The 23,866-nt window shown below is 74.1% G+C and carries 23 protein-coding genes and 1 pseudogene; 10 read left to right on the plus strand and 14 right to left on the minus strand.

Going from position 1 to position 23,866, the window contains the following annotated elements:
- Window positions 1–82: 82 nt before the first annotated feature.
- Genes ACQP10_RS17930 through ACQP10_RS17945 form a run of 4 tightly spaced genes read right to left on the minus strand, consistent with a single transcriptional unit; the run spans window position 83 to window position 3,352 of the window.
- On the minus strand, window positions 83–1,297 hold the full coding sequence (locus ACQP10_RS17930; protein WP_433541760.1) for a ketosynthase chain-length factor: 1,215 nt from the start codon (window positions 1,295–1,297) through the stop codon (window positions 83–85).
- Complete coding sequence (locus tag ACQP10_RS17935) at window positions 1,294–2,565, minus strand: beta-ketoacyl-[acyl-carrier-protein] synthase family protein (protein ID WP_433541761.1); 1,272 nt, start codon at window positions 2,563–2,565, stop codon at window positions 1,294–1,296. The genes ACQP10_RS17930 and ACQP10_RS17935 overlap by 4 nt, the downstream gene beginning before the upstream one ends.
- Window positions 2,565–2,999 (minus strand): cupin domain-containing protein, encoded by a 435-nt coding sequence (locus ACQP10_RS17940; RefSeq protein WP_390001880.1) that lies wholly within the window; start codon window positions 2,997–2,999, stop codon window positions 2,565–2,567. The genes ACQP10_RS17935 and ACQP10_RS17940 overlap by 1 nt, the downstream gene beginning before the upstream one ends.
- Window positions 3,000–3,028: 29 nt before the next feature.
- The gene (locus ACQP10_RS17945) at window positions 3,029–3,352 is read right to left on the minus strand and encodes a TcmI family type II polyketide cyclase (protein ID WP_189249554.1); all 324 of its coding nucleotides are present in this window, start codon (window positions 3,350–3,352) and stop codon (window positions 3,029–3,031) included.
- A 468-nt stretch (window positions 3,353–3,820) separates the two neighbouring features.
- Here ACQP10_RS17945 and ACQP10_RS17950 point away from each other — a divergent pair, with 468 nt between their 5' ends.
- The gene (locus ACQP10_RS17950; protein WP_346021586.1) at window positions 3,821–4,606 is read left to right on the plus strand and encodes an arginase family protein; all 786 of its coding nucleotides are present in this window, start codon (window positions 3,821–3,823) and stop codon (window positions 4,604–4,606) included.
- Between the two features lie 43 nt (window positions 4,607–4,649).
- Here the strand turns inward: ACQP10_RS17950 and ACQP10_RS17955 are convergent, their stop codons facing one another.
- The 5 genes from ACQP10_RS17955 to ACQP10_RS17975 all read right to left on the minus strand — a co-directional run bounded on the left by ACQP10_RS17955 (window position 4,650) and on the right by ACQP10_RS17975 (window position 8,045).
- A complete protein-coding gene (locus ACQP10_RS17955) occupies window positions 4,650–4,931 on the minus strand; it encodes a hypothetical protein (protein ID WP_346021585.1) in 282 nt (93 codons plus the stop codon).
- Window positions 4,928–5,962, minus strand: a complete 1,035-nt coding sequence (locus ACQP10_RS17960) for an ABC transporter ATP-binding protein (protein WP_346021584.1) — start codon at window positions 5,960–5,962, stop codon at window positions 4,928–4,930. The genes ACQP10_RS17955 and ACQP10_RS17960 overlap by 4 nt, the downstream gene beginning before the upstream one ends.
- Window positions 5,959–6,720, minus strand: a complete 762-nt coding sequence (locus tag ACQP10_RS17965; RefSeq protein ID WP_346021752.1) for an ABC transporter permease — start codon at window positions 6,718–6,720, stop codon at window positions 5,959–5,961. The genes ACQP10_RS17960 and ACQP10_RS17965 overlap by 4 nt, the downstream gene beginning before the upstream one ends.
- Window positions 6,721–6,824: 104 nt before the next feature.
- Complete coding sequence (modA, locus tag ACQP10_RS17970) at window positions 6,825–7,622, minus strand: molybdate ABC transporter substrate-binding protein (RefSeq protein WP_386149992.1); 798 nt, start codon at window positions 7,620–7,622, stop codon at window positions 6,825–6,827.
- Window positions 7,623–7,634: 12 nt separating this feature from the next.
- Complete coding sequence (locus ACQP10_RS17975) at window positions 7,635–8,045, minus strand: TOBE domain-containing protein (protein ID WP_346021582.1); 411 nt, start codon at window positions 8,043–8,045, stop codon at window positions 7,635–7,637.
- A gap of 155 nt (window positions 8,046–8,200) precedes the next feature.
- Here ACQP10_RS17975 and ACQP10_RS17980 point away from each other — a divergent pair, with 155 nt between their 5' ends.
- A complete protein-coding gene (locus ACQP10_RS17980; RefSeq protein ID WP_346021581.1) occupies window positions 8,201–8,335 on the plus strand; it encodes a hypothetical protein in 135 nt (44 codons plus the stop codon).
- Window positions 8,336–8,407: 72 nt separating this feature from the next.
- Here ACQP10_RS17980 and ACQP10_RS17985 read toward each other — a convergent pair whose 3' ends face one another.
- The 4 genes and pseudogenes from ACQP10_RS17985 to ACQP10_RS18000 form a co-directional block, all read right to left on the minus strand.
- The gene (locus ACQP10_RS17985; RefSeq protein ID WP_346021580.1) at window positions 8,408–9,256 is read right to left on the minus strand and encodes an alpha/beta fold hydrolase; all 849 of its coding nucleotides are present in this window, start codon (window positions 9,254–9,256) and stop codon (window positions 8,408–8,410) included.
- A 113-nt stretch (window positions 9,257–9,369) separates the two neighbouring features.
- Window positions 9,370–9,978, minus strand: a complete 609-nt coding sequence (locus ACQP10_RS17990) for a condensation domain-containing protein (protein WP_433541762.1) — start codon at window positions 9,976–9,978, stop codon at window positions 9,370–9,372.
- 182 nt (window positions 9,979–10,160) lie between these two features.
- Window positions 10,161–12,572 (minus strand): annotated as a pseudogene (locus ACQP10_RS17995) (AMP-binding protein); the annotation flags it as partial.
- 159 nt (window positions 12,573–12,731) lie between these two features.
- Entirely contained in the window at window positions 12,732–15,014 is a 2,283-nt protein-coding gene (locus ACQP10_RS18000; protein ID WP_433541763.1) for a condensation domain-containing protein, read from the minus strand.
- Between the two features lie 267 nt (window positions 15,015–15,281).
- Between ACQP10_RS18000 and ACQP10_RS18005 the strand changes: the two genes are divergently transcribed.
- From ACQP10_RS18005 to rfbB, 5 genes are all read left to right on the plus strand, one after another.
- Window positions 15,282–16,481 carry a nucleotide disphospho-sugar-binding domain-containing protein gene (locus ACQP10_RS18005; protein WP_433541764.1) on the plus strand — a complete coding sequence of 400 codons (1,200 nt, stop codon included), beginning with the start codon at window positions 15,282–15,284 and terminating at the stop codon, window positions 16,479–16,481.
- On the plus strand, window positions 16,481–17,722 hold the full coding sequence (locus ACQP10_RS18010) for a glycosyltransferase (protein ID WP_433541765.1): 1,242 nt from the start codon (window positions 16,481–16,483) through the stop codon (window positions 17,720–17,722). Before ACQP10_RS18005 ends, ACQP10_RS18010 begins: the two co-directional genes overlap by 1 nt.
- A 64-nt stretch (window positions 17,723–17,786) precedes the next feature.
- A complete protein-coding gene (locus ACQP10_RS18015; protein WP_346021576.1) occupies window positions 17,787–18,485 on the plus strand; it encodes a 4'-phosphopantetheinyl transferase family protein in 699 nt (232 codons plus the stop codon).
- Between the two features lie 55 nt (window positions 18,486–18,540).
- Window positions 18,541–19,602: a glucose-1-phosphate thymidylyltransferase gene (locus tag ACQP10_RS18020; protein WP_346021575.1), complete on the plus strand. Its 1,062-nt coding sequence runs from the start codon at window positions 18,541–18,543 to the stop codon at window positions 19,600–19,602.
- Window positions 19,599–20,600, plus strand: coding sequence for a dTDP-glucose 4,6-dehydratase (gene rfbB / locus ACQP10_RS18025; RefSeq protein ID WP_346021574.1), 1,002 nt, complete (start codon window positions 19,599–19,601; stop codon window positions 20,598–20,600). Before ACQP10_RS18020 ends, rfbB begins: the two co-directional genes overlap by 4 nt.
- Before the next feature lie 28 nt (window positions 20,601–20,628).
- Here rfbB and ACQP10_RS18030 read toward each other — a convergent pair whose 3' ends face one another.
- On the minus strand, window positions 20,629–21,609 hold the full coding sequence (locus ACQP10_RS18030; RefSeq protein ID WP_346021573.1) for a LuxR C-terminal-related transcriptional regulator: 981 nt from the start codon (window positions 21,607–21,609) through the stop codon (window positions 20,629–20,631).
- Between the two features lie 514 nt (window positions 21,610–22,123).
- On the opposite strand from ACQP10_RS18030, the gene ACQP10_RS18035 reads away from it, so the two are divergent.
- The 3 genes from ACQP10_RS18035 to ACQP10_RS18045 are packed head-to-tail and all read left to right on the plus strand — an operon-like array spanning window position 22,124 to window position 23,655.
- Entirely contained in the window at window positions 22,124–22,423 is a 300-nt protein-coding gene (locus tag ACQP10_RS18035; protein ID WP_346021572.1) for a hypothetical protein, read from the plus strand.
- Window positions 22,424–22,462: 39 nt separating this feature from the next.
- On the plus strand, window positions 22,463–22,819 hold the full coding sequence (locus ACQP10_RS18040; RefSeq protein ID WP_433541766.1) for a hypothetical protein: 357 nt from the start codon (window positions 22,463–22,465) through the stop codon (window positions 22,817–22,819).
- A 26-nt stretch (window positions 22,820–22,845) separates the two neighbouring features.
- Window positions 22,846–23,655 carry an AfsR/SARP family transcriptional regulator gene (locus ACQP10_RS18045; protein WP_390001907.1) on the plus strand — a complete coding sequence of 270 codons (810 nt, stop codon included), beginning with the start codon at window positions 22,846–22,848 and terminating at the stop codon, window positions 23,653–23,655.
- Window positions 23,656–23,866: the final 211 nt, after the last annotated feature.

Raw genomic sequence — 23,866 nt, forward strand, 5'->3', positions numbered from 1 at the left:
GGCTGTTCTGGCTTTCGGGTCGTTCGGGTCGTTCGGGCTGTTCGAGGTGTACGGAATGTCAGGTCTGCGGGCCGGCATCGGTTCAGGGCGCGGTGAGGACCATCGCCGAGTTGAAGCCGCCCGCGCCACGCGCCAGCACCAGCGCCGTGCGCACCCGGGCGTCCCGCGGCCCGCCGTACACCAGGTCGATGTCGCAGACGGGGTCGAGGCGCGCGGTGCCGACCGTCGGCGGGATCACCGCGTCCCGGATCGACAGCAGCGCGGCGGCGGCGTCCAGCGCCGACCCGCCGGCGTACAGCCGTCCGGTCATGGTCTTGGGGGCGGTCACCGGGACGCCGCGGGGGCCGAACACGGCGGTGATCGCCTCGGCCTCGGCCCGGTCCAGCTCCGGGACCCCGGCGGCGTCGGCGAAGACGACGTCCACCTCCTCCGGGGCGCGGCCCGCGTCGGCCAGTGCCTGGACGATGGCCCGGCGCAGCGCCGGGGGCCGGCCGCTGCCCGGCCGGGGGTCGAACGTCGCGGCGTACCCGGCGATCTCCCCGTAGGGGTTCGCCGCGCGCGAGCGCGCCGACTCGTCGGTCTCGACGACCAGGATCGCGCCGCCCTCGCCCGGCACGTGGCCGCGGGCCCGCCGGTCGAAGGGCAGGTAGCACTCGTCGGGGTTGCGCGCGTCCGACAGGCGGCCGCTCTTGATCTGGCAGACCAGCGCGTACGGCGACAGCGGCGCCTCGGTGCCGCCGGAGACGACGACGCCGCCGTCCTCGCGCAGCACCCGCCGGGCCTGGCCGAGGGCGTCCAGCCCGCCGGCCTGTTCGGAGACGACGACGCCGCAGCGGCCGCGCGCCTTCTCCCTGATCGAGATCTGCCCGGTGGTGGCCGCGTAGAACCAGGCGATCGACTGGTAGACGCCGACGGCGCCGGGGCCCTGCGACCACAGCCGCCCGATCTCGCGCTGGCCGAACTCGTTGCCGCCAGAGGAACTGGCCGTGACCACGCCGACGCCGTACTCCGGCATGTCGGCGGCCTCGACACCGGCGTCGCGCAGCGCCATGGCGGTCGCCGCCAGCCCGAACTGGGTCCAGCGGTCGGTCTGGACGATGAGCCGGCCGGGCACGAACTCGGCGGCGGCGAACTCCTCGACCGACCCGGCCAGGGTGGTGGAGTAACCGGAGGGGTCGAAGGCGCTGATCTGGTCGATCCCGCTCTTTCCTGCCAGGGTGGCGCTCCAGTACGCCTCGGTGCCCACGCCGTTCGGCGCGATGATCCCCAGGCCGGTCACCAGTGCTCGTGTGCTCATGTCTCCCGCCGCTCCGGTCGTCGCAGCAACATCGCCGTCTGGAAGCCGCCGAACCCGCTGCCGACGGTCAGCGCCACGTCCACCCGCCGCCTGCGGGCGACCTTGGGCACGTAGTCGAGGTCGCACTCCTCCTCGCCGTTCTCCAGGTTGGCCGTGGGCGGCACCACGCCGTGCTCGATCGCCAAGGCGCACGCGGCGATCTCGATCGAGCCGATGGCGCCCAGGGAGTGGCCGACCATGGACTTGATGGAGCTGACCGGGACCCGGTAGGCGTGCTCGCCCAGGCTCGCCTTGAACGCGGCGGTCTCGTGGCGGTCGTTCTGCCTGGTGCCCGAGCCGTGGGCGTTGACGTAGTCCACGTCCTCGGGCCGGAGGTCCGCCCGGCGCAGCGCCACGGTGATCGCCTCGGCCATCTCCCGCCCGTCGGCCCGCAGACCCGTCATGTGGTAGGCGTTGCCGCGGCTGGCGAACCCGGCGATCTCGCTGTAGACGCGCGCGCCGCGCCGGGCTGCCGCCCCGGCCTCCTCCAGGACGAACACCGCCGAGCCCTCGCCGATGACGAACCCGTCGCGGTCGCGGTCGAACGGCCGGGAGGCGCGCCCGGGGTCGTCGTTGTTGGGCGAGGTGGCCTTGATGGCGTCGAAGCAGGCCACGCTGATCGGGGAGATCGGCGCGTCCGTCGCGCCGGCCACGACGACGTCGGCACTGCCGTCCTCGATGAGCTGTACGGCGTGCCCGACCGCGTCCAGGCCGGAGGTGCAGCCCGTGGAGATCAGCGCGACCGGCCCCTCGGCGCCGCAGCGCCAGGCCACGTCGCGGGCGATGCTGCTGGGCACCAGGTAGTCGTACAGGTGCGCGGAAGCCCTGGACTCGTCCACCAGCCAGGTCCGGCCGCCGTCGCTGACCGCGAGGTAGCCCTCCTCCAGCCGCATCGTGCAGCCGACCGCGCTGCCGATGACGACCCCGAGGCGCCCCGGGTCCGCCGCGGAGAGGTCGAGGCCGCTGTCGGCGATCGCCTCGTCGGCGCTGACCAGCGCGAACTGGGTGGCGCGGTCCTTGGTGGCGGCCTCCTCGGCGGTCAGGCCGCAGGCCACGGGGTCGAAGTCGCACTCGGCGGCGATGCGGGACCGGAAACCCTCCGCGTCGAACAGCGACAGCGCCCGCGTCGCGGTGCGCCCGCCGGTCAGCAGGTCCCAGAACCGCGCCACGCCCACCCCGCCGGGCGCGACCACGCCGATGCCGGTGATGACGGCTCTGCGGCGGCCCATCACACCCTCGCGATCTCGGGGTGCGGCGCCTCCGGGTGCGGCAGCTCCTCGGTGTCGACGTGCCCCAGGCTCGGCTCGGGCGCCAGCGGGCACAGGTGGAAGACCACCTCGGCCGGCTCCGCGGCGAGGTTCGTCACCCGGTGCCGGGCGCCGATCGGGACCAGCAGCCCCTCCCCCGCCGCCACCGGCGTGTCGGCGCCGTCCACCCGGACGGTGACCGCGCCGCGGACGACGTAGAGGAACTCCTCCGAGTACGGGTGGTAGTGCTCGGAGACGTGCTCGCCGCCGAGCAGGGTCAGCACGCCCAGGAAGCCCGTCGTGGCGCCGGCCGTCTTCGGGCCGAGCACGACGCGGATGTCGCCTCCGCGGCGGCGGTTGGCCGGGACGTCGCGCAGCCGCACTGCTCGCGGCGTGGCCCGGGGCGGCTCGGTCATGGGTCCTCCTCGCGTCGTTCTGTGGTCGCTCACGGGCGCCGCCACTCGTAGAAGGGGGCGGCCATGGCGTCGGCGGGCTCGCGCCAGCCGGGGTCGTAGGGGCGCACGTACTCGGCGAGGCCCTCGTCGACCGAGCGGAACAGCGGGTGGCTCCGCACGTCGCGCAGCGGCCCCGACAGCTCCTCGTCGGTCTCCACCAGGTGGAAGTACAGGTCGTGGAAGGCGAACAGGGTGCGCCGGGTCACGCCCAGCATGTGGGGGAGCTCGGTGGCGTCCGACTCGGCGAACAGCCGGGCGACCGGTTCGGTGTGCCGCCGCTCCAGCCGGGCCACGATGAGCTTGCGGTGGGACAATCTGCGGCCTCCTCTGCTCCGCCGGCCCGCTCGCGGCCGGCCACCCGCAAGTAGCTGATGAGCAGATGCTGACCGCGCCCGGTGGTGGCCGGATCGAAGATGCCTTGCGCCGCTCTGGCGAGCCGCCGGAACCTAGGTGCCGCCGTCGCCGCGCGGCGGCGTGACAGCGCAAGGGGGGCCACCGGAATACGGCGGAAACGGGCCGCGGGCTTGGTCGCCGATCGTTGAGATCCCGGCGTTCCGGCTGCTACCAGACCAGGAGGCTTGGGAAACCACGGAACGCCGGTGACGGTGACCGCCGGAGTGCCGCGCCGGTCGGCTGATGCGTTCGGGGCCTGCGGAGGTCGCGCGGGTTCAGGGAGGTTCGCAGCCGCCCCGCCCGCGCGGGGACGGGCCGGTCCGAGAATAATGCCATCGTGGCGGGCCTGATCTTGCATTTGCGATGACGCCCGAGGAGAGAGGAAACCGATGACGGCGATTGAGATTCCACAGTGGCAGGGTTCGTCCTCTCCTCACGCTCGACTTCTGGCGGACGGCGCCGCGCGGCTCGCCGCGCTCGTTCCCGCCGACCTCCGCGTCCCGGTGACCGGCCACGCCGGCGAAGAGGCGGCCGGAGTGCGCGCGCTCGACGTGCTACGCGCCAACCTCGCCGCCGCCCGTGCCGCGCTGGACGGCTCACCGACGATCGTCGTCGGCGGCGACTGCGGCATCGAACTGGCCCCCGTCGAACGTGCCGCCGAAATCCACGGTGACCGGCTGACGGTCGTCTGGTTCGACGCGCACGCCGATCTGAACTCCCCCGAGTCCTCACCGTCCCATGCCTTCCACGGCGTGGTGTTGCGCGCCCTGCTCGGCGACGGCCCACCCGGCCTGTCGCCCAGCCGGTCGATCCGCCCCGAGCAGGTCGTCCTGGCGGGCGCGCGGGCCCTGGATCCGGCCGAACACGAGTTCGTCGCGGCGCACGGCATCCGGCACGTTCCGGCCGCCGAACTGGCCGAGCTCGCGGAGACCGTCGACGCACCCGCCGTCTACATCCACATCGATCTCGACGTCCTCGACCCCGCCGAGTTCGGATCGGTCGGCTTTCCCGAACCCGGTGGCGTCACCCCGGACGCACTTCTCGCGGCCGTCCGAGCTCTCAGCGCCCGCAGCACCATCGCGGGCCTCGGCATCACCGAATACCAGCCCGGCGACCCACACGACGAAGAAATCCTGGCTTCCCTCGTCCCGGCGCTCGTGAAGGCCGTGCGATGACCGGCGGTATTCCGGCGGCATCCCCAAGGCGGCCTTCGTCGTCTCAGCGCTCCGGGTGGCGGCCGGCGAGGGCGGCCTCGGGGTCCCGGGGCATGCCGGGGCAGGTGGTTCCGAGGCGGTCCTCGTCGGTCCAGTGCAGGACGACGTACGGCTCGGCGTGCCCGTGGTAGCGGACGCGTTCGCCGGTGACGCGGTAGCCGGCGTCGCGCGCCGGCTCGTCCGGCGAGCGGCGCGGAATCGGCACGGCCAGCAGGCCGACGTCCTGGGTGATCCGGGTGAGCAGGCCGTGGCAGGGCCCGCCGAGGCAGATCGCGGGGCGGTTCATGCCGGGTAGGCGTGGGTCTCGGTGGCCTTGACCGAGGCCCAGACCCGCAGGCCCGGGGTCAGGTCGAGGTCGGCCAGGGCGGCGGGGGTGATGTCGGCGAAGGCGGTGACGGGGCCGTCGAGGTGGACGCGGACGTTGTCGCCGTGGCGTTCGACCCCGCCGATGACGGCCTGCCACAGGTTGCGCGGGCTGCCGTCGGGACGGGAACGGTAGAGGGCGACGGCGGCGGGCGGGAACGCGACGAACACCGCTCCGTCCAGCCGCTCGGACGTGCTGAGCGGCAGTTCGCCGACCCTGACCCGCGTGCCGTCGGCCACGCCGCGGTACAGGTTGAGCCCGACCAGGCGGGCGACGTAGTCGGTGCGCGGATGCCGGGCGACCTCGGCCGGGGTGCCCTGCTGGACGACCGTGCCGTTCTCGATGACGACCAGGCGGTCGGCCAGCACCATGGCGTCCAGCGGGTCGTGGGTGACCAGGACGGTGGCGCCGTCGAAGTCGGCCAGGTGGCGGCGCAGACGGGAGCGGACCTCCAGCCGGGTGTGGGCGTCGAGGGCGGCCAGCGGCTCGTCCAGCAGCAGCAGGCGTGGCCGTACGGCCAGCGCGCGGGCCAGCGCGACCCGCTGCGCCTGCCCGCCCGACAGCTCCCGGGGCCTGGCGGCGGCACGGTCGGCCAGGCCGACGCGCTCCAGCAGCTCGGCGGCCACCCGCCGGGACTCGGCCTTGGAGCGCCCCTGGCAGCGGGGGCCGAAGGCCACGTTGTCCAGCGCCGTCAGGTGCGGGAAGAGCAGGTAGTCCTGGAAGACCACGCCGATCGGCCGCTCGTCGGCGGGCAGGGTGTGCAGCGCCCGGCCGTCCAGGCTGATCCGCCCGGCGGCCGTCATGGCGGTGAGCCCGGCCAGGGCGCGCAAGGCGGTGGTCTTGCCCGCGCCGTTCGGGCCGAGCAGCGCGACCACCTCGCCCGGCGCGACCTCCAGCGTCAGGTCCAGCTCGAAGGCGGGCCGGGTGACGACCAGGCGGGCACGCAGGCTCATGGCGCGCTCACCCAGCGATCACGCAGGCTGGCCAGGATGACGACGGAGACGGCCAGCAGGACCACGCTGAGCACGATCGCCGCCTCCGGCTCCGTCTCCAAGGCGAGATAGACCGCCAGCGGCATGGTGCGGGTGGTGCCGGGGAAGTTGCCCGCGAAGGTGATGGTGGCGCCGAACTCGCCCAGGGCCCGGGCCCAGCACAGCACCGCTCCGGACACCACGCCGGGCGCAATCATCGGCAGTGTGACGCGGCGGAACACGGTCCACCGCGAGGCCCCCAGCGTGGCCGCGGCCTCCTCGAAACGCCGGTCCGCGCCGCGCAGCGCGCCTTCGACGCTGATGACCAGGAACGGCATCGCCACGAACGCCTCGGCGACGATCACGCCGGCGGTGGTGAACGGCAGCGTGACGCCGAACGTGGTCTCCAGCCACTGGCCGATCAGGCCGCGCCGGCCCAGCACCAGCAGCAGCGCCACACCGCCGACCACGGGCGGCAGCACCAGCGGTACGGTGACCAGGGCGCGCACCAGGCGGCGGCCGGGGAACTCCACCCGGGCCAGCAGCCAGGCCAGCGGCACGCCGAGCAGCAGGCAGGCGGCGGTGGCGACGGTTGCGCACACCAGTGACAACCGCAGCGCCTCCAGCACGTGCGGCTCGGCCAGCCGCTGCGGCAGCGTCGGCCACGGCGCGCGGATCAGCAGCCCGGCCAGCGGCAGCACCAGGAACGCCAGCCCGAGCAGCGCGGGCAGCAGGAGCATCCACGGCAGGCGGCCGGAAAGCCGGCCGGGCGACGGCGACGGGCGGCCGGGGAAGCCGCGCCGCGGCTTCTCCGGCCTGATGCGTTCGGTGGTGGCCATGCGGGTCAGGGGGCCTCGAAGCCGGCCTTGGTCAGCACGTCCCTGCCCTGCTGCGACAGCACCAGGTCCACGAACCGCTCGGCCAGCTCACCGGCCGGTGCCTTGGCGAGCGTCGCGATCGGATAGTCGTTGATCGCCTTGTCCGCCTCCGGGAACTCGATGCCGGTCACCTTGCCCGCCGAGGCGATCACGTCGGTCCTGTAGACCAGCGCCGCGTCCACTTCGCCCAGTTCGACCTTGGTGAGGGTGGCCTTGACGTCCTGTTCCAGGGTGACGGGGGTGACCTTGAGCCCGGCCGCGTCCAGCGCCTTGACCGCCGCGGCGCCGCAGGGCACCTGCTCGGCGCACAGCGCCACCTTCACCTTCGCGTCGGTCAGGTCCGCGAGGTCGTCCACCTTGGCCGGGTTGTCCTTCGGCACGGCGATCTGCAGCTTGTTGCGCGCGAACGTGGTCGGTGAGCCGGCCGATGACGCGTCGGTGACCGTCTTCATCGTGGCCGGGCTCGCCGCGGCGAACACGTCCACCGGCGCCCCCTGGGTGATCTGCTGAGCCAGCGTCGCGCTGGAGCCGAAGTTGAACTTCACCGTGGTGCCCGGATGGGCGGCCTCGAAGGTCCTGCCGAGCTCGGTGAAGGTGCCGGTCAGCGACGCCGCCGCGAACACCGTCACCTCCTTGGTGCCCGCGCCGGCCGCCGGAGCCGATGCCGAGGCCGAGGCGTCCGGTCCGCCGGAGCCGCACCCCGACAGCCCCAGCACGAGTACGGCGGGCAGGACCACGGCCCATCGGGAAAGATGCCTGAACACCAAGGGGGCTCCTCACGGATGACTGGCCACGCGCTCGTGACCGGGGATCTCCACGACGACGTTGGTGGACTTGATCACGGCGACCGCCACCACCCCCGGCTCCAGGCCCAGTTCGTCGGCGGCCTGGCGGCTCATCAGCGACACCACCCGGAACGGCCCGGCGGCGATCTCCACCTGCGCCATCACCGCGTCCCTGATCACCTCGGTCACGATCCCGCGGAAGCGGTTACGCGCCGAGGAGCGGCCGTCGTCGACCGACTCGACCTGGGCGCGGGCGAAGGCGGCCAGGTCGGCGCCGTTCACCCGCCGGTGGCCGTGCTCGTCCCGCTCCGCCCGCAGCCGGCCCGCGTCCACCCACCGGCGGACGGTGTCGGCGCTGACCCCGAGCAGCGCCGCGGCCTCGCTGATCCGAAACGTCGTCACAAGCCTCACCTTACCCCTTGCACATTCCAGCCTGAATACCTGCCTTCCTTCGCAACAGCGGTATAACATGCGGCCCTGCCATGGCATCCACGAGATCGGACGGAATCGTCGCGAACGCCGGTCCTCCGCGCCGCCGGGCCGTCACGTCCGTGGTCGTGACCGCCTTGCCGGTCGCACCCCCGCCCGCCACCACCGCTGCCGCCGCGATCGCCGAGGCCACCGCCGTTGCGGGCCCATCCTCCCCGCAACGGGCGGTCATCGGCACCACCGGCGTCCTCGCTCCGGCCTGACCGATGGGAAGCACGCCGCCGCGACGGGCCGGCCTCTCCGGCCGGCCCGCCGCGGGGCGAGGGATGTCGGTCTCAGCCGAGGAAGAAGTCCGCCAGGATCTCCCCGATCCTGTCGGTGGCCTTGATCAGGGCGTTGGCGTGCGCGACGTCGCGGATCATCTCGAAGCGGGCGTCGCGGATCAGTCCGGCGGCCTGCCGTACGGCCTCCGGCGGCAGCAGCAGGTCGTACTCGAAGGCCATCAGCAGGCACGGCACGTCGATCTTGTCCCAGAGGGCGTGGCGGTCGGCGCGGACCAGCCACTCGTCGCCCGCCCGGCCCTGGTCGTGGAACCCGTCGGGGTAGCCGCCCCGGCGGGTGATGAACGACAGCCCGGTGCGCGCCATCGGGGTGTCGTCCCGCAGGTCCTCGGCGGAGACGGTGATGAGCAGCTCCAGCAGCCGGTTCACCGCGTCGGAACGCGACGACGAGCGCGCCTCGGCGTAGGCCCGCTGGAAGGCGGTCGGGACCGAGGTGGAGGCGATGAGTGCGGCCCGGGTCACCACGTCGGGTCGCAGCGCCGCGAGATACTCCCCCACCATGCCGCCCAGCGAGACGCCGGCCAGGCCGGTCCGGTCCCAGCCGAGCCGCCGCAGCAGCGCGAGCAGGTCCTCGGCCAGCCGCGGCACCGAGTACGGGCCGGGCGGCGCGGAGGCGTCGCCGGCGCCGCGCTGGTCGTAGCAGAGCACCTGCAGGCCCGCCTTCACCAGCGCCGGCACCACGGTGAGCTGCCACATGGCACGCGTCATGCCCTGGCCGCAGACCAGCACCAGCCGGGGACGGCCGTCCTCGCCGTGGACGTCATAGGGCAGGACGGCCCCGCCCACCTCGACCCGGCCGCCCTTCACACCGGCCGCTCCGGTCACGCCCGCCGTGCCGGTCATGTCCGCTCCGGTCACGCCCGTCGTACCGGTTACGTCCGCTCCGGTCACGCCCGCCGTGCCGGGACCGGCCGCTTCCTCCGCGCCGAGTGCGCCGGGCGCGCCGGCCGCCGCGTTCACCGCGCCGCCACGGCGTGCGCGGCGGCGAGGGTCTCCAGCTCCGCGCGCCACAGCGCGGCCAGCTCCTGGGCTCCGGCGGCGGAGATGACGTCGCCGCGGTACCACAGCCGCACCTCCAGCCCGGTGCCGCACCACAGCTCCAGGGTCACCTCGAAGCTGGAGGCGGTGCGCTGGTGGCGGCGCTCGGCGCAGGCGACGCCGTCGAACTCCAGGGCGGGCGGGACGTTGTTCTGCACGACGAACCCGGCCTGGCAGAACGGGTTGCGGCTGCGGTCGCGCGGGGCGTCCTCGCGCAGCAGCCGCTCCATCGGGGTGAACTGGAAGCGCAGCGCCTGGCCGAGCTGCTCGGCGGCCGCGGCGATGTCGGCCGCCGGGTCGGTGTCGTGGCCGCCGGTGAACCGGACCGCCACGGCCGAGGCGAAGCAGCCGATCACGTCCTGCGCCGCCGGGGTGGTACGGCCCGCGACGGGGATGCCGACGGCGAAGTCGTCGGCGGCGGTGAAGCGGCGCAGCGCCCGCGCCCAGGCCGCCAGCAGCGTCGCCTGGAGGGTGCCGCCGTGCGGCGCCGCGGCCCGCTCGGCGGCGGCCCGCAGCGCGTCGGGCACGTCGACCCACACCTCCCGCACCGGGCCGAGGGGGCCAGCTCGCCCTCGGCGACCAGCGGCAGGTCGGGCACGCCGACCAGCCGCCGCCCCCAGGCGGCGAGGTCCGCCCGGTCCCGCTCGGTCTCGCCGAGGTCCTGGTCGAGCCAGGTGTCGGCGAAGCGCAGCGGTGCGCGGTAGGGGACGGCCCGGCCCGCGGCGTGCGCCCGGTAGGCGTCCGACAGGTCGCGGCACAGCAGCCCGGCCGACCAGCCGTCGAAGGCGGTGTGGTGCACCGAGATCGCCAGGATGTGCTCGTCCGCGCCGACCGGGACGACCAGCGCCCGGATCGGGATGTCGACCTCCAGGTCGAACGGCCTGGCCAGGAACTCCCGGACCTTCCACTCGGCCACCCGCTCCTCGCACGGAGCGCCGACGATCAGCGGGTCGGGCACGTGCCTGGCGGCCACCACGTCGGCCCGCACGTCCCGCGCCCCGACCCGCACCAGGCGGGTGCGCAGCGCCTCGTGCCGGCCGACCACGGTGCGCAGCGCGGCGGCCAGCGCGGTGACGTCCAGCGGCCCGTTCAGCCGGAACTCGAAGGGACAGCGGGTGTCGTCGGTGCCGGGGTTCATCATCTCCAGGTACCAGAACCGCCACTGCGGCACGGGCAGCCCGGCCAGCCAGCGCTCGGCCGACGGCTTCGCCGACCGCCTCGCCCGGCGGGCGTCCGCGCCGGAGGGCTCCCGCCCGGCCGCGGCGGCCACGGCGGCTTCGACGGCCGCGGCGATGGCGCGGGGTGTGGCGGCCTGCATGACCTCCAGTGCGTTGACCTTGACGGAGGCGTGCCGGCTGAGCCGGTGCGCGAGCTGGATGGCCATGATGGAGGTGCCGCCGAGCTCGAAGATGTCGTCGCCGGGGCCGAGCCGCACGTCGAGCAGCTCCTGGGCCATGGCGGTGACGTCGCGCACCAGCACCGAGTCCGCCTCCGCACCGCCGCCGGCGCCCGCGTCCGCGCCGGAGCCGGCGTCGGCGGCGGCGGCGCGGGCGGCCCGCTCGGCCCGGTGCCGCGCGGCGAGCCCGGCCAGCGCGGCGTGGTCGGTCTTGCCGTTGGCGTTCAGCGGCAGCTCGGTGACAGAGAACAGCCGGTCGGGCACGAACGCCGCCGGCAGGTGGTCGCGCAGCGCCCGCCTGATCCCGGCCAGCTCGGCCTCGCCGAGGTTCCCGCCGACGCAGGCGGCCAGGTGGGTCTTGACGGGCTCGCCGTACGGCAGCGGCACCACGGCCACCTGGGCGGCGCCGCAGACGCGGCCGATGACCGCCTCGATCTCCGCGGGCTCCACCCGGACCCCGCGGATCTTCACCTGCCGGTCCTTACGACCCGCGAAGACCAGTCCGCGGTCACCGTCCAGGCGGCCCAGGTCACCGGTGAGGTAGACCCGCACCGGCGCCGCGCCCCCGCCCTCCGGCTCCAGAAGCACGAAAGCCGTGCGGGTGGCCTCCTCGTCGTTGACGTACCCGGCCGACAGGCCGTCACCGGAGACGGCGATCTCACCGGTCTCACCGGGCGGGACCGGCCGCAGCCGCTCGTCGAGGAGATGCACGGCGGTGCCGGTGACCGGCAGGCCGATCGGCACGTCCCCGCCGGGACCGTCCTCGAAGTCATCGCCGGTGACCGGGTACGCGGTGGTGTAGACGCAGCTCTCGACCGGCCCGTAGACGTGCAGCAGACGCAGGTCAGGGTGCTCGGCGCGGCAGCGGGCGAAGCAGCCGGGAGTGGCGCGCTCACCGCCGACCATGAGCGTCTCCAGCCCGGCGAAGGCCCCCGGGTCGGTCTCGGCCACCACGTTGAACAGGGCGGTGGTCAGGAACAGGGTGGTCGCCCCGGCGGCGACGGCCTCGCGCACGTCCTGCGGCGAGAAGTGCCTGCCGTCGTGCAGCATCGAGGTGCCGCCGTGCGCCAGCGGGCACCACAGTTCCATCGCGAAGGCGTCCCACGGGCAGGGCGCGGTCTGCGGCATCCGGGTGCCGCCTCCGAAGCCGAGCACCGGGTCCAGCGCGATCCGGACGATCGCCTTGTGCGAGGCCGCCACCGCCTTGGGTTCGCCGGTGCTGCCGGAGGTCAGGAAGACGCAGCAGGGGTCGTCGAAGTCGCCGCCGGCGGGGGTGAACGGGCCGTCCTGCACCCCGGCGAGCAGCCCGGCGGCGTCCAGCGCGGTCGCTCCGCCGGGGGCGCCCCCGCCGGGCTCGTCGGTCAGGTACCAGCGGGCGCGGGTCCGGCCGACGAGCTGGGCGCGGCGGGCCTCCGGCCAGTCCGGGTCGACCGCCGCGTAGACGGCGCCGCACTTCAGTACGGCCAGCAGCGCCTGGACCAGCAGCGGGCCGCGCGGTATCCGCACCACCACGACGTCACCGCGGCCGACACCGGACCGCGTGAGCCCGGCCGCCATCGTGTCGGAGGCGCGGGCCAGCTCCCGGTAGCTGACGGACGTGCCCCGCCAGGTCAGGGCGGCGGCGTCGGGGGTGGTCCGGGCCCAGTGGTCCACCCGCTGGTCGAGACGACGCACATCGTCACGGGCCAACACGGCCCCCCGCAGAATCGAACTGTCGGCCTTCATGGGTCTCCCTGCTCATGGCGACGCTGCGCGTCGCGGCTCGGGGGCTTAAGCCCGGTGTCTTCCCTCGTCACTCCGTCGCTCCGCTCCTGCGTTCCTCAGTCCAGACACCGGCGCCCCCTCGCGGGCTCATGGCGACGCTGCGCGTCGCGGCTCGGGGGCTTAAGCCCGGTGTCTTCCCTCGTCACTCCGTCGCTCCGCTCCTGCGTTCCTCAGTCCAGACACCGGCGCCCCCGAGCTGTGACGGTTGGGTGAGATGGCCAGGTGTTCCAGTCGGCGTAGGTCGTGTCCGCCGTCCGGGGAGGTGGGGATCGCATCGACGATCGCCCACCGGGACGGCAGCATGTAGCGGGGCAGCCCCTCGGCGGTGAACGGGACCAGGACGCCGAGCGGGTCGTCGAGCGGGCGGCGCAGGACGACGGCGGCCAGCAGCAGGCGGTGCGCCGGGTCGTCGGCGCCGGTCCCGGCGACGACGGCGTCGGCCACGTCGGGGTGGCTGCGGATGCGGTCGCGGATCTCGGTGAGGTCCAGGCGGTGCCCGAAGACCGTGACCTGCTCGTCGCGGCGGCCCAGCAGCCGCAGCCGGCCCGCGCCGTCCCAGCGGGCCAGGTCGCCCGAGCGGCGCAGCGCGGCCGGGCCGGCGTCGGCGTGCCACAGCTCGCCGACGCCGCCCGGGGGCACCAGCCCGCCGCGCTCGTCGAGGATGACTAGGCCGCCCCCGGGCGACCGGGCGTCGCGGCGGCGGCGCAGCCACCGCCGCTGGCGGGCCGGGATGGTCCGCACCCGGGCCAGAGGCCGGCCGTGGCCGGAGTCGAACCCGCGCAGGGCGGCCCGCAGCGCCTCGGCCAGGACGCGAGCCTCGGCCGCGGTCAGGACGGCGGTGGCGTGGTCCAGCGCCAGCCGGGGCGTGGGGTCCCAGCGCAGCACCGAAAGACCGGCGTCCGCGGCGACCAGGCCGGTGAACGCCTCGTGGTAGCGGACGGTCAGCCCGCCCGCCCGCACCTGTTCCGGCAGGACCGTCTCCTGCGCCGAGAAGGTGATCTGCAGCAGCGGGACGCGCCGCCGGTCCGCCATGGCCCGGCCGCCGGGCAGGCCGCGGCTGATGACGCCCAGCGGGACGTCGGCGGACACCACTCCCTCGGCGACGGCCCGCGCGGTCCGCCGCAGGTACTCCTCGACCGGTTCGGCGTCGTCGATCACGCACCGGATCGGCACCGTCCTGACGCACGGGGCGACCAGCCGCGTCGCGGAGGCCCGGTCGCGACGCGCGACGCCGACGCCGACCAGGAACCGGTCCATGGCGCAGCGGCGGGCCACGACCAGCTGCCAGGCGGCCAGCAGCACCGCGGTGACGGTGACACCGGCGCGTCCGGCGGAGCGTTCCGCGGCGTCGCGGGTCCGGGCGTCGAGGGTGAACGTCAGCCGGCTGCCCCGGAAGTCGAACTCCGCCGGGCGGGGCAGGTCGCCGGGCAGTTCCACGATGGGCGGGAAGCCGCCGAGCTGCTCGACGCGCCGCCGGGTCAGCCGGTCGAGGTCGCCGGTCGCGGCCAGGTCCGCCCACCGGTCCAGCAGCAGGTCCGGGCTGGGCGCCGGGGCCTCACCGCCGGGATCGGGTACGACGGAGCCGCCGGATGCGGCCCCGGGACCGGATACGACGGCGCCGGGGCCAGGCGGGACGACGGGGACGGCGGGGCCGGCGGGAGCGGTCAGCGCCGCGTAGCGGCCGGTCAGCTCACGCCAGAGCAGCCCGATCGACCAGCCGTCGGCCAGCGCGCGGTGCACGACCAGCGACAGCAGGTGGTGGCGGTCGGCGAACCGGGTGAGCACGAAGGCGACGGCGGGCCGCCCGCCGTCCGCCAGCAGGTCCGCGGAGGTGCGGGCCAGCTCGGCGTGTACCGCCGCCACCGGGTCGCCGCCGGCCGTACCGGGGGGTTCGAGGCGCACGAGACCGGGCCGCCAGTCCGGCAGCACGTGCCGCAGGTGCCCGTCCTCGGTCTCCTCGAAGACCGTGCGCAGCGACTCGTGCCGCGCGACCAGCAGGCGCACCGCCTCCCGCAGCGCCTCCTCGTCCAGCGGGCCGGTCAGCTCGGCACCGCTGACGTGGTGCATCGGGGCGCCGATCAGCCGTTCGGCGCTGAGGAAGCTCTCCTGCTCCGGCAGTACGGGGCGGCGGTCGGCCGCGGGGGCGGGCGGCGGCACGCGGGCGGGCACGCAGGCGGCCAGCACGGTGGACAGCGGCGCCATGCCCAGCAGATGGCCCACGTCGACGGTGAGGCCGAGTTCCTCCTCGGCCCGGTCGACGACCTCCATCGCGTCCAGCGACGTGCCGCCCAGGCCGAAGAAGCTCTCGCCGAGCCGCGCGGCGACCTCCTCGGCCGGCATCTCCAGCACAGATGCGAGCACGTCCAGCAGCGATCCGGCACCGGGAGCGGGATCAGGCGTCATGGCGTCCCTCCGTCGTCAGGCACACGGCAGATCGTGGGAGGCCCGACTCGAATCCCACTCAAGCGGGCGTCGGCCGCGGCCCGGCGGTGTCCGGATGGTGCCCGCACCCGCCGGGTCGGGCGATCCTCCAGCGGCCCCCAACGATCCCTTGACCGCTCCTCGAACCGGCCGGGTGACAGTGGCGACGCGTCCGGCCCCCGGAGCCGTGCCCCCGCGGCGGCGGGGCCGGGACGCGGGTTCCTTCCACGTTCGAGACGGAGGTGGCAGATGCGCGTCCTGTTCGTCACCTGGGCCTGGCATTCGCATTTCTACCCGTGCGTCCAGCTCGGCTGGGCGCTGCGGGCCGCCGGCCACGAGGTCGTGGTGGCCAGCCAACCGGCCCTGACCGACGTCATCGCCGCGTCCGGCCTGCCCGCCGTGGCGGTCGGCCACGACGTGGACGTCGGCGCCATGGCAGGGCGGTACTTCTCCTGGCTCATGCGTCAGGAGCGGCCCGTGGAGTGGGAGGAGATGCGCGCCTGGGGAGTGGGCAACGTCATCACCTACAAGCGCATCGCCCAGGCGATGACCGCGGACACGCTGCGCTTCGCCCGCGGCTGGCGGCCCGACCTGGTGGTCTTCGATCCCACGACGTACGCCGGGCCGCTGACCGCGGCGGCGCTCGGAGTTCCGGCCGTCCGGCACATCTGGGGCATGGACTACACCTGCCGGACCCGGGAGTTCGAGGACGAGGCGCTCGCGGACATGTGCGCGGAGCTGGGCATAGGCGGGGTGGAGACGCTCGGCGACGTCACCGTGGACCCGTGCCCGCCCTCGCTGCAGGTGCCGACGCCGAAACCGGTGCGCCGGCTGACGATGCGCCACGTCCCCTACAACGGCCCGGCCACCGTACCGGAGTGGCTGACGCGGCCAGCGCCGCGGCGACGGGTCGCGGTGCTGGGCAGCAGCGCCGTCGCCAGCTGGGGCGGGCAGGAGCCGTCGCTGCTCCCCCACGTCATGGCGGCCCTGGCCGGCACCGACGTGGAGATCGTCGCCATCGGCGAGGACCCCGGCGGCGGGCACCGGCTGCCGGCGGGCGCCACGGCCCGGCTGCGGCTGGTCGACCGGCTCGCCCTGCACCTGCTGCTGCCGACCTGTTCGGCCCTGATCCACCAGGGCGGTGGCGGCGCGGTGATGACGGCGCTGGCCGCCGGGGTGCCGCAGCTGATCCTGCCGCGCTTCACCGACCACGTGTTCAACGCCCGCCGGGTCGCCGAGGCAGGCGCCGCCCGGCAGGTCTTCGCCGGTGACGGCGACCCCGCTCTGATCCGCGCCGAGCTGGACCTGCTGCTGGGCGACGACGGCCACCTGCGGGCCGCCGAGAAGCTGAGCCGGGAGATGGCCGAGCAGCCCTCCGCCGCCGAGGTGGTGGACCGGCTGGCCGGCCTGGCGGGGCAGGCCGCGGGACTCGCGACGGCGAGGTCGTGATGGCGCGCATCCTGTTCACCACCCAGCCCGCCAGCGGTCACCTGCGACCCCTGGTGCCCGTCGCCCAGGCGGCCCGCGACCGCGGCCACACGGTCGCGGTGTGCGCCCCGGCCTGCATGGCCGAGGAGATCCGCGGCTTCGGGCTGGAGCACCTGACCGGCGGCTACGACTGGCGCTACGAGATCTACCGGACGCTCCCGCCCGGCTACCGCGACCAGGACTTCGCGACGGCGGCCGACACCTTCCGCGCCCTGGGCGAGCCGCTGACCCGCGCGTTCGCCGGGCACATCGCCCGCGGCACCGCCGCCGACATCCTGAAGCTCGCCCCCGAGTGGCGGCCCGACCTCATCGTGCGCGAGCTCGACGAGCTGGGCGGCTACCTCGCGGCCGAGGCGCTGGGCGTCCCGCACGTCCCGGTCGTCTCCTTCGGCGGGCTGGACGGCGTCACCGGCGAGGTCCTCGGCCCCGTCCTGGACGAGGGCCGTGCCGAGCTGGGGCTGCCGCCCGACCCGGAGGGGCGGAACCTGTACCGGTACTTCACCGCGAGCTTCCTGCCCGCCGCGTTCGGCGAGTCGGAGATGATCCTGCCCGGTACGCGCTGCTACCGGCACGTCAACAGCCACCCGGACGACCTGCCGCTGCCGCCGTGGTTCGCCGGACTGGACCCGGCCCGGCCGCTGGTCTTCGCCGGTTTCGGCACGGTCGTCTACAGCCTGCCCGGCTCCGGGGAGTTCGTCGCCCGGGTCATCGAGGAGCTGGGCGAGCTGGACTGCACGACCATCCTGGCGGTCGGCTCCGGAGCCGACCCGGCGCGTTACGCCGCGCCGGACAACGTCCGCCTGGTGGACTTCGCCGACCAGGCGCTCATCCTGCAGAGCTGCGACCTGTTCGTCACCCACGGCGGGCTCAACAGCATCAAGGAGGCCCTGTGCCTGGGCGTGCCGATGGTCGCGCTGCCGGTCCTGGACGACCACCGGCACAACGCCGCGCTCTGCGCCGGGTTGGGCCTGTCGCGCACGGTGCCGCTGACCGCGCTGACCACACCCCCCGGGCCACCGGGGCCGTACGGCTCCGGAGCGGCGGGCCGGGCGCGTCCGCTGGCCGCGGCGGTGCGCGCCGTACTGGACGACCCCGTGCACCGGGCCGCCGCCCGCCGCGTCCAGCGACACCTGCACGCCCTGCCGCCGGTCGAGCGGCTCGTCGACGACCTGGAAGCCCTGATCGCCACCGAGGAAGGCTGAGCCCGCCGTGCCCCTCATCACCGACCCCGCAGCACCGCGCCGGCCGGAGGACGCCTCCGGCCCGGTGCCACGGTGCGAAGTGTGGTGGGCGCGGCCGGCGGACCAGCACGAGGGCCTGCTCAGCCTGCTGCAGGACGTGGAGCTGGAGCGGCGGTCGGCCTACCGGCGGCCGGAGGACCGCGCCCGCTTCACCGTCGGCGCCGCGCTCATCCGGCTGACCGCCGCGCGGCTGCTGGACTGCGACCCCATCGACCTGCGGATCGTCCGCGACTGCCCCGACTGCCGGCTCCCGCACGGCCGCCCCCGCGTGGAGCACCGCGACCTGGAGCTGGCCGTCTCCCACTCCGCCGACCTCGTCATGATCGGGCTGTCCACGTCCGCGCCGATGGGCGTGGACGTGGAGAAGATCGATCCGGCCAAGTCGCGCAAACTCGCCCGCCGCGTGCTCAGCGTCACCGAGCTGGCGAAGTTCCAGACGCTGACCGACGACGAGCGGACCCGGATGTTCTTCCAGGCGTGGACCCGCAAGGAGGCGGTGCTGAAGTCCACCGGCGACGGGCTGCGCATGCCGATGAACGCCGTGGACTTCGACGAGCAGGGCCGCCTGCTGGCCTACCCGGGCCGGCCCGACCTCGCGGGCAACGCCTGCGTCATCGACCTGACCCCACGGGCCGAGGGCTACCGGGCCGCGCTGGCGATCCTGAGACCGCCGCCCGCGGAGGTGGTGCATTACGACGCGCAGGGGCTCCTGCGGTCCTGGTGATCCGGGGAGGGGCGCACCCGCCGCCTCTCCGTCGACCGAGCGAAAGGTGAGGCACGTGAAGGCACTGGTCCTGGCGGGCGGCTCGGGGACGCGGTTACGTCCTCTGAGTCACGCCATCCCCAAACAACTCATACCGGTGGCCGGGAAGCCGGTGCTGGCGCACTGCCTGGAGAACATCGCGGCGATCGGCGTCACCGACGTCGGCCTGATCGTGGGCGACCGCGGCGACGAGATGCGCGCCCAGCTCGGCGACGGCGCCGCGCTGGGGCTGCGCATCACCTACATCCGCCAGCATGCGCCGCTGGGCCTGGCCCACTGCGTGCGGCTCGCCGCGGACTTCCTCGGCGACGACGACTTCGTCATGTACCTGGGCGACAACATCCTGGCCGACGGCATCGCCGAGGTCGCCGCGGACTTCGCCGCCAACCGGCCCGCCGCGCAGATCCTGCTGGTCAAGGTGGCCAACCCCCGCGAGTACGGCGTGGCCGAGCTGGACGCCGACGGCCGGGTGACGGCGCTGGCCGAGAAACCCGCCGAGCCGCGCAGCGACCTGGCGCTGACCGGCGTGTACTTCTTCACCCCCGCCATCCACGAGGCGGTCCGGGCCATCGCGCCCAGCCCGCGCGGTGAACTGGAGATCACCGACGCCATCGCCTGGCTGGTCGCGCGCGGGCTGCGGGTCGACGCCAGTCAGTTCCACGGGTACTGGAAGGACACCGGCAAGATCGACGACCTGCTGGAGTGCAACCGCGTCCTGATGGAACGCCGCCGCGGCGAGGTACGCGGCGCCGTCGACGCGACCAGCCGGCTGTACGGCGACGTCGTGGTCGAGCCCGGCGCCCGGATCATCGGCTCCGTCGTCACCGGCCCGGCCGTCATCGGCGCCGGGACGCTGGTCCGCGACAGCCTGATCGGCCCCTACACCGCGCTGGGCCGCAACTGCACCCTGCTCGGCGCGGGCATCGAGCACTCCATCGTGCTGGACGGGGTGTCGGTGCGACGGGTCCGCGGCATCTACGGCTCACTGATCGGCCGCGAGGCGGCGGTGTGCTCCGCCATCGACGACGGTCACCGTCGCCTGGTCATCGGCGACCACGCCACAGTGGAGGTAGCGTGAACATCCTGGTAACCGGCGGAGCCGGCTTCATCGGCTCCCACTACGTCCGGACCCTGCTCGAAGACGGATACCCCGGCTTCGCCGGCGCGCGCGTCACCGTCGTGGACGCGCTCACCTACGCGGGCAACCGCGACAACCTGCCCGCCGCCCATCCCCGGCTGACCTTCGTCCAGGGCGATGTCTGCGACCTCGCGCTGCTGCGCGAGGTCCTGCCCGGCCACGACGCCGTCGTCCACTTCGCCGCCGAGTCGCACGTGGACCGCTCGGTGCACGGCGCCGCCGAGTTCGTCCGCAGCAACGTGGGCGGCACCGCCACCGTGCTGGAGGCCGCCCGCCTGACCGGGACCCCCCGGGTGGTGTGCGTCTCCACCGACGAGGTGTACGGCTCGATCGCCACCGGCTCCTGGACCGAGGACTTCCCGCTGCTGCCCAACTCGCCGTACGCGGCCAGCAAGGCGGGCGCCGACCTGATCGCCCGCGCGTACTGGCGGACCTACGGCATGGACGTCCTGGTCACCCGCTGCTGCAACAACTACGGCCCCTACCAGCACGTGGAGAAGCTGATCCCGCGCTTCGTGACCAACCTGCTGTCGGGCCGGCAGGTCCCGCTGTACGGCGACGGCTGGAACGTCCGCGAGTGGCTGCACGTCGAAGACCACTGCCGGGCGGTGCAGCGGGTCCTGACCGACGGGACCGCCGGGGAGGTCTACAACATCGGAGGCGGCCACGAGCTGTCGAACCTGGAGCTGACCTCCGCCCTGCTGGAGCTGTGCGGCGCCGACTGGTCCATGGTCCGGCACGTGGCCGACCGGCCCGGCCACGACCTGCGCTACAGCCTCGACGACACCAGGCTGCGCACCCGGCTCGGCTGGGCGCCCGAGGTGGGCTTCGACCGCGGCCTGGCCGAGACGGTCGCCTGGTACCGGGACAATCCCGGCTGGTGGAAGCCTCTGTGCGAGACGGGGGAGGTCAGGCCGCTGGCGGCCGTCACGGGGTGACCCCTGCCGCCCGGACCGCGCCGGGCGCTCAGAGCCAGCCGGAACGCACCGCCAGGATGCCCGCCTCGAAGCGGCTGCGCGCGTTCAGCCGCTTCATCAGGTCCGACACCAGCCGGCGGATGGTCCGCAGCGACAGCCCCAGTTTGCGGCTGATGGACTCGTCGGTGTGGCCGTCGGCCAGCAGCGCCAGGATCTCCCGGTCCCGCTTGGACAGGCCGTCGCTGTCGGCGGCGGGTTTGGCGTCCCATGGGCTCGCCGCCGCCCAGACCTGCTCGAACAGGACCTTCATCGCCGCGACCGCGCCCTGGCTGCGCAGCTCCAGCGCGCCGCGCCGCCCGTTTCCGGGGTCGAGCGGCACCAGGGCGACCTCGCCGTCCACGATGATCATCAGCATCGGCAGGGAGGGGACGATCCGCGCCTTCTCCCCCAGCGAGGTCAGCAGGCGCACGTACTGCAGGGTCGCGGGGTCGTTGCGGAAGCTCTCCTGGTAGATGGTACGCAGCGCGACGCCCCGCTCCAGCGCCTGCTGGTTGAGCGGCTTGCCCGCCTCGATGGTGTCCGACAGCTGGGCGCCGCCCGGCAGGAACGACAGGCACTCGTGACGGGCGGTCTGCGCCAGCTCCTCCAGGCGGTACCGCACCGCCTCCAGCCCGACCAGCTGGTGGACCAGCTCGGGCGCGTACCTGTCCTTGCCGCTGTAGCGGGACGCGAGGGTGGCCACGGCGGTGCGGGTGGCCTCGATCTGGCGCTGACGGGCCGCCAGTTCCAGCTCGCTGCGCGCCAGCAGGGCCGACAGGCCGACCTCAGGGCTCACCGGGTAGAGCCGGCCGGAGTCCTCGTCCATCGGCCGCAGCAGGTGCTTGTCGGCCAGGTCGTCCAGCGCCGAGCGGATGTCCGCCTCGGAGATCTCCAGGTGAGCCGCGAGCAGATCGGGCCCCCACTCCGGATGATCGAGCATCAGCAGGTAGACGGTCTGTGTTCGGGCCCTTAACCCCAGAGCTTCCAACATCGATACGGCTCCCTCGCCCATGGCCGCCGCAGCCACGAGGCCCCCAAACAATAATTGGGACTAAGAACCTGGACAACCACGAGCAACCTCAGAGTGATTGAACGTTCAATCACTCAGCGGCGGGCACGCCCGCCCCTCCCCCGTACGGCCGCGCGGCGTCACGGCCCGACGGCACTTTGGTGACGCGACCACGACGTCCGCACCGGAGTCGTGGCGTTCACGCCGGAGGCGTGGCACCGGCGTGCCATGACGGCCGCCCCGGGCACGGTACGGCTGGCACCAACAGGCCAGGTCAGATGGTGTCACGGAAACGAACGCGCTGCTCAACGAGGTCGCCGTACCGTCCCCCGGCGCAGCACCATGATGACAAGCACGTTGGTGCAACCCCAGATCGTGGAAACCGCCCCCTACCTGCTCCAATAATCGGCTTACCCGATACGGTCCCGGCAGGTCAGGGAGCCGCAAGCGGGAACCACCCCCCTCCGGAAACGGACGACTCCCAGGAGCGGTCACCATGAACCTCATCCCCCGCCTCGCGTCCCGCGCCCTCGCCACCCTCGCCCTGGCCACCGCGGTCATCGCCGCCGGCGCGGCGGCCGGCGGTGTCGGCGCCTCGGCCGCGGTCACCGGCTCGACGGTGGCGTCCGCCGGGTCCGGCCAGTTCTCCGACCCCGACGACAGCGGCTTCGACTGGGGCGTCTCCGACCCCGACGGCGTCGGCTTCGACTGGGGCGTCTCCATCTCCCACGACGGCGGCTTCGACTGGGGGACCCCCACCCCCGCCCCCGCCCCGGGCGGGGGCGGCCAGGGCTGACGAGACCGCCCCACGGCCAACCCCATCCAAGGACACCCCATGTACATGGTCACCGCCTCCCTCACCGCCCCCGAGGGCTCCCCCTCCCCCGACGGCACCGTCGTCTCGGACGTCTTCTGGTCGCTGGCCCTCCCCGAGGACGGCCTCGAACACCTGCGCCTGGCGACCCACCGGCCGGCCCGCGTCGACCTGGTCGTCTTCCTGCGGGCACCCGGCGAACAGGAGGCGACGAAGGCCGCACGGCGACTGTGCGACCGGGTGATCGCGACCTCCTCCGTGCTCTCCGGCTGGCGGGTCGACGCGGTCGCCCCGGTCGACTACGAGACCGGAACCGGCCACTCCCCCGACGGACGACCGGCCGGCACCCCTCCCCCTGAGAACCTCCCGGAACCGTGAAGGAATCCAGAGAGGACCGAAAACCCGTGGAAATCAGAATCCTGGGACAACTGGAAGCGTGGGAATCGGGAACCTCGGTACTCCCGACCGCGGGCAAGCCGCGACAGATCCTCGCCCTTCTGGCCCTCAACCGCGGTCAGGTCGTGACCGCCGCCGCCCTGGCCGAGGAACTGTGGAACGGCAACCCCCCGCGCAGCGCCAGCACCACCCTCCAGACCTACATCCTGCAACTGCGCAGGAAGCTCGACAGTGCGCGCGGCCTCACCCTCAAGCGCACCGGAAAGGACGTGCTCGTCACCCGGCACATCGGCTACCAGCTGCAGATGTCGGACGTCGAGGTCGACGCCTGGGAGCACGAGCGGCTTGTCGCCGCCGGCCGCCGGGCCGTCGACGAGCATGACGACGCCCGCGCCGCGCAGCTGCTGTCGAAGGCCCTGAACCTGTGGCGCGGCGCGGCCCTGGTGGACGTGCCGACGGGGCCGCTGCTGGAGCTGGAGGTGATGCGCCTGGAGCACCTGCGGCTGTGCGCCGCCGAGATGCGCATCGAGGCGGAGCTCCGGCTCGGACGCCACCAGACGCTGCTGGGCGACCTGGCCGTGCTGTGCGCGCAGCACCCGCTGAACGAGAACCTGCAGATCCACTACATGCTCGCCCTGTACCGCTCGGGACGGCAGTGGCAGGCGCTGACGGTGTACCGGCAGCTGCGCCACACCCTGGACCTCGAACTCGGCGTGGAGCCGTGCCCGCGCGCCCAGCAGATGATGCGGGCCATCACCGCCTCCGACCCCACTCTGGACCAGGTCCTGCACCCCGCGCTGGGCCGCCTGGTCGGCTGAGCGCCGTCCCGTTCGTGCCCGCCCCGCGCACGGGGCACGGGGCGCCGCCGATCTGACCTCCCGGCTGGAGTCCGCCCTGTGACGGCCTACGGCAACAGCCGGAAGCCGAGGTTCCCGGCCCTCCGTTCTGCTGGGAGTGCTACGATGATGATCGTTTGGTGTTGGATTTCGGGATGAGAGGGAGGTGAGGTTCGATGACCGCGGTGAAGAC

Origin of the sequence: Streptosporangium sandarakinum, assembly GCF_050942225.1 — a bacterium.
Lineage (GTDB): Bacteria > Actinomycetota > Actinomycetes > Streptosporangiales > Streptosporangiaceae > Streptosporangium > Streptosporangium nondiastaticum.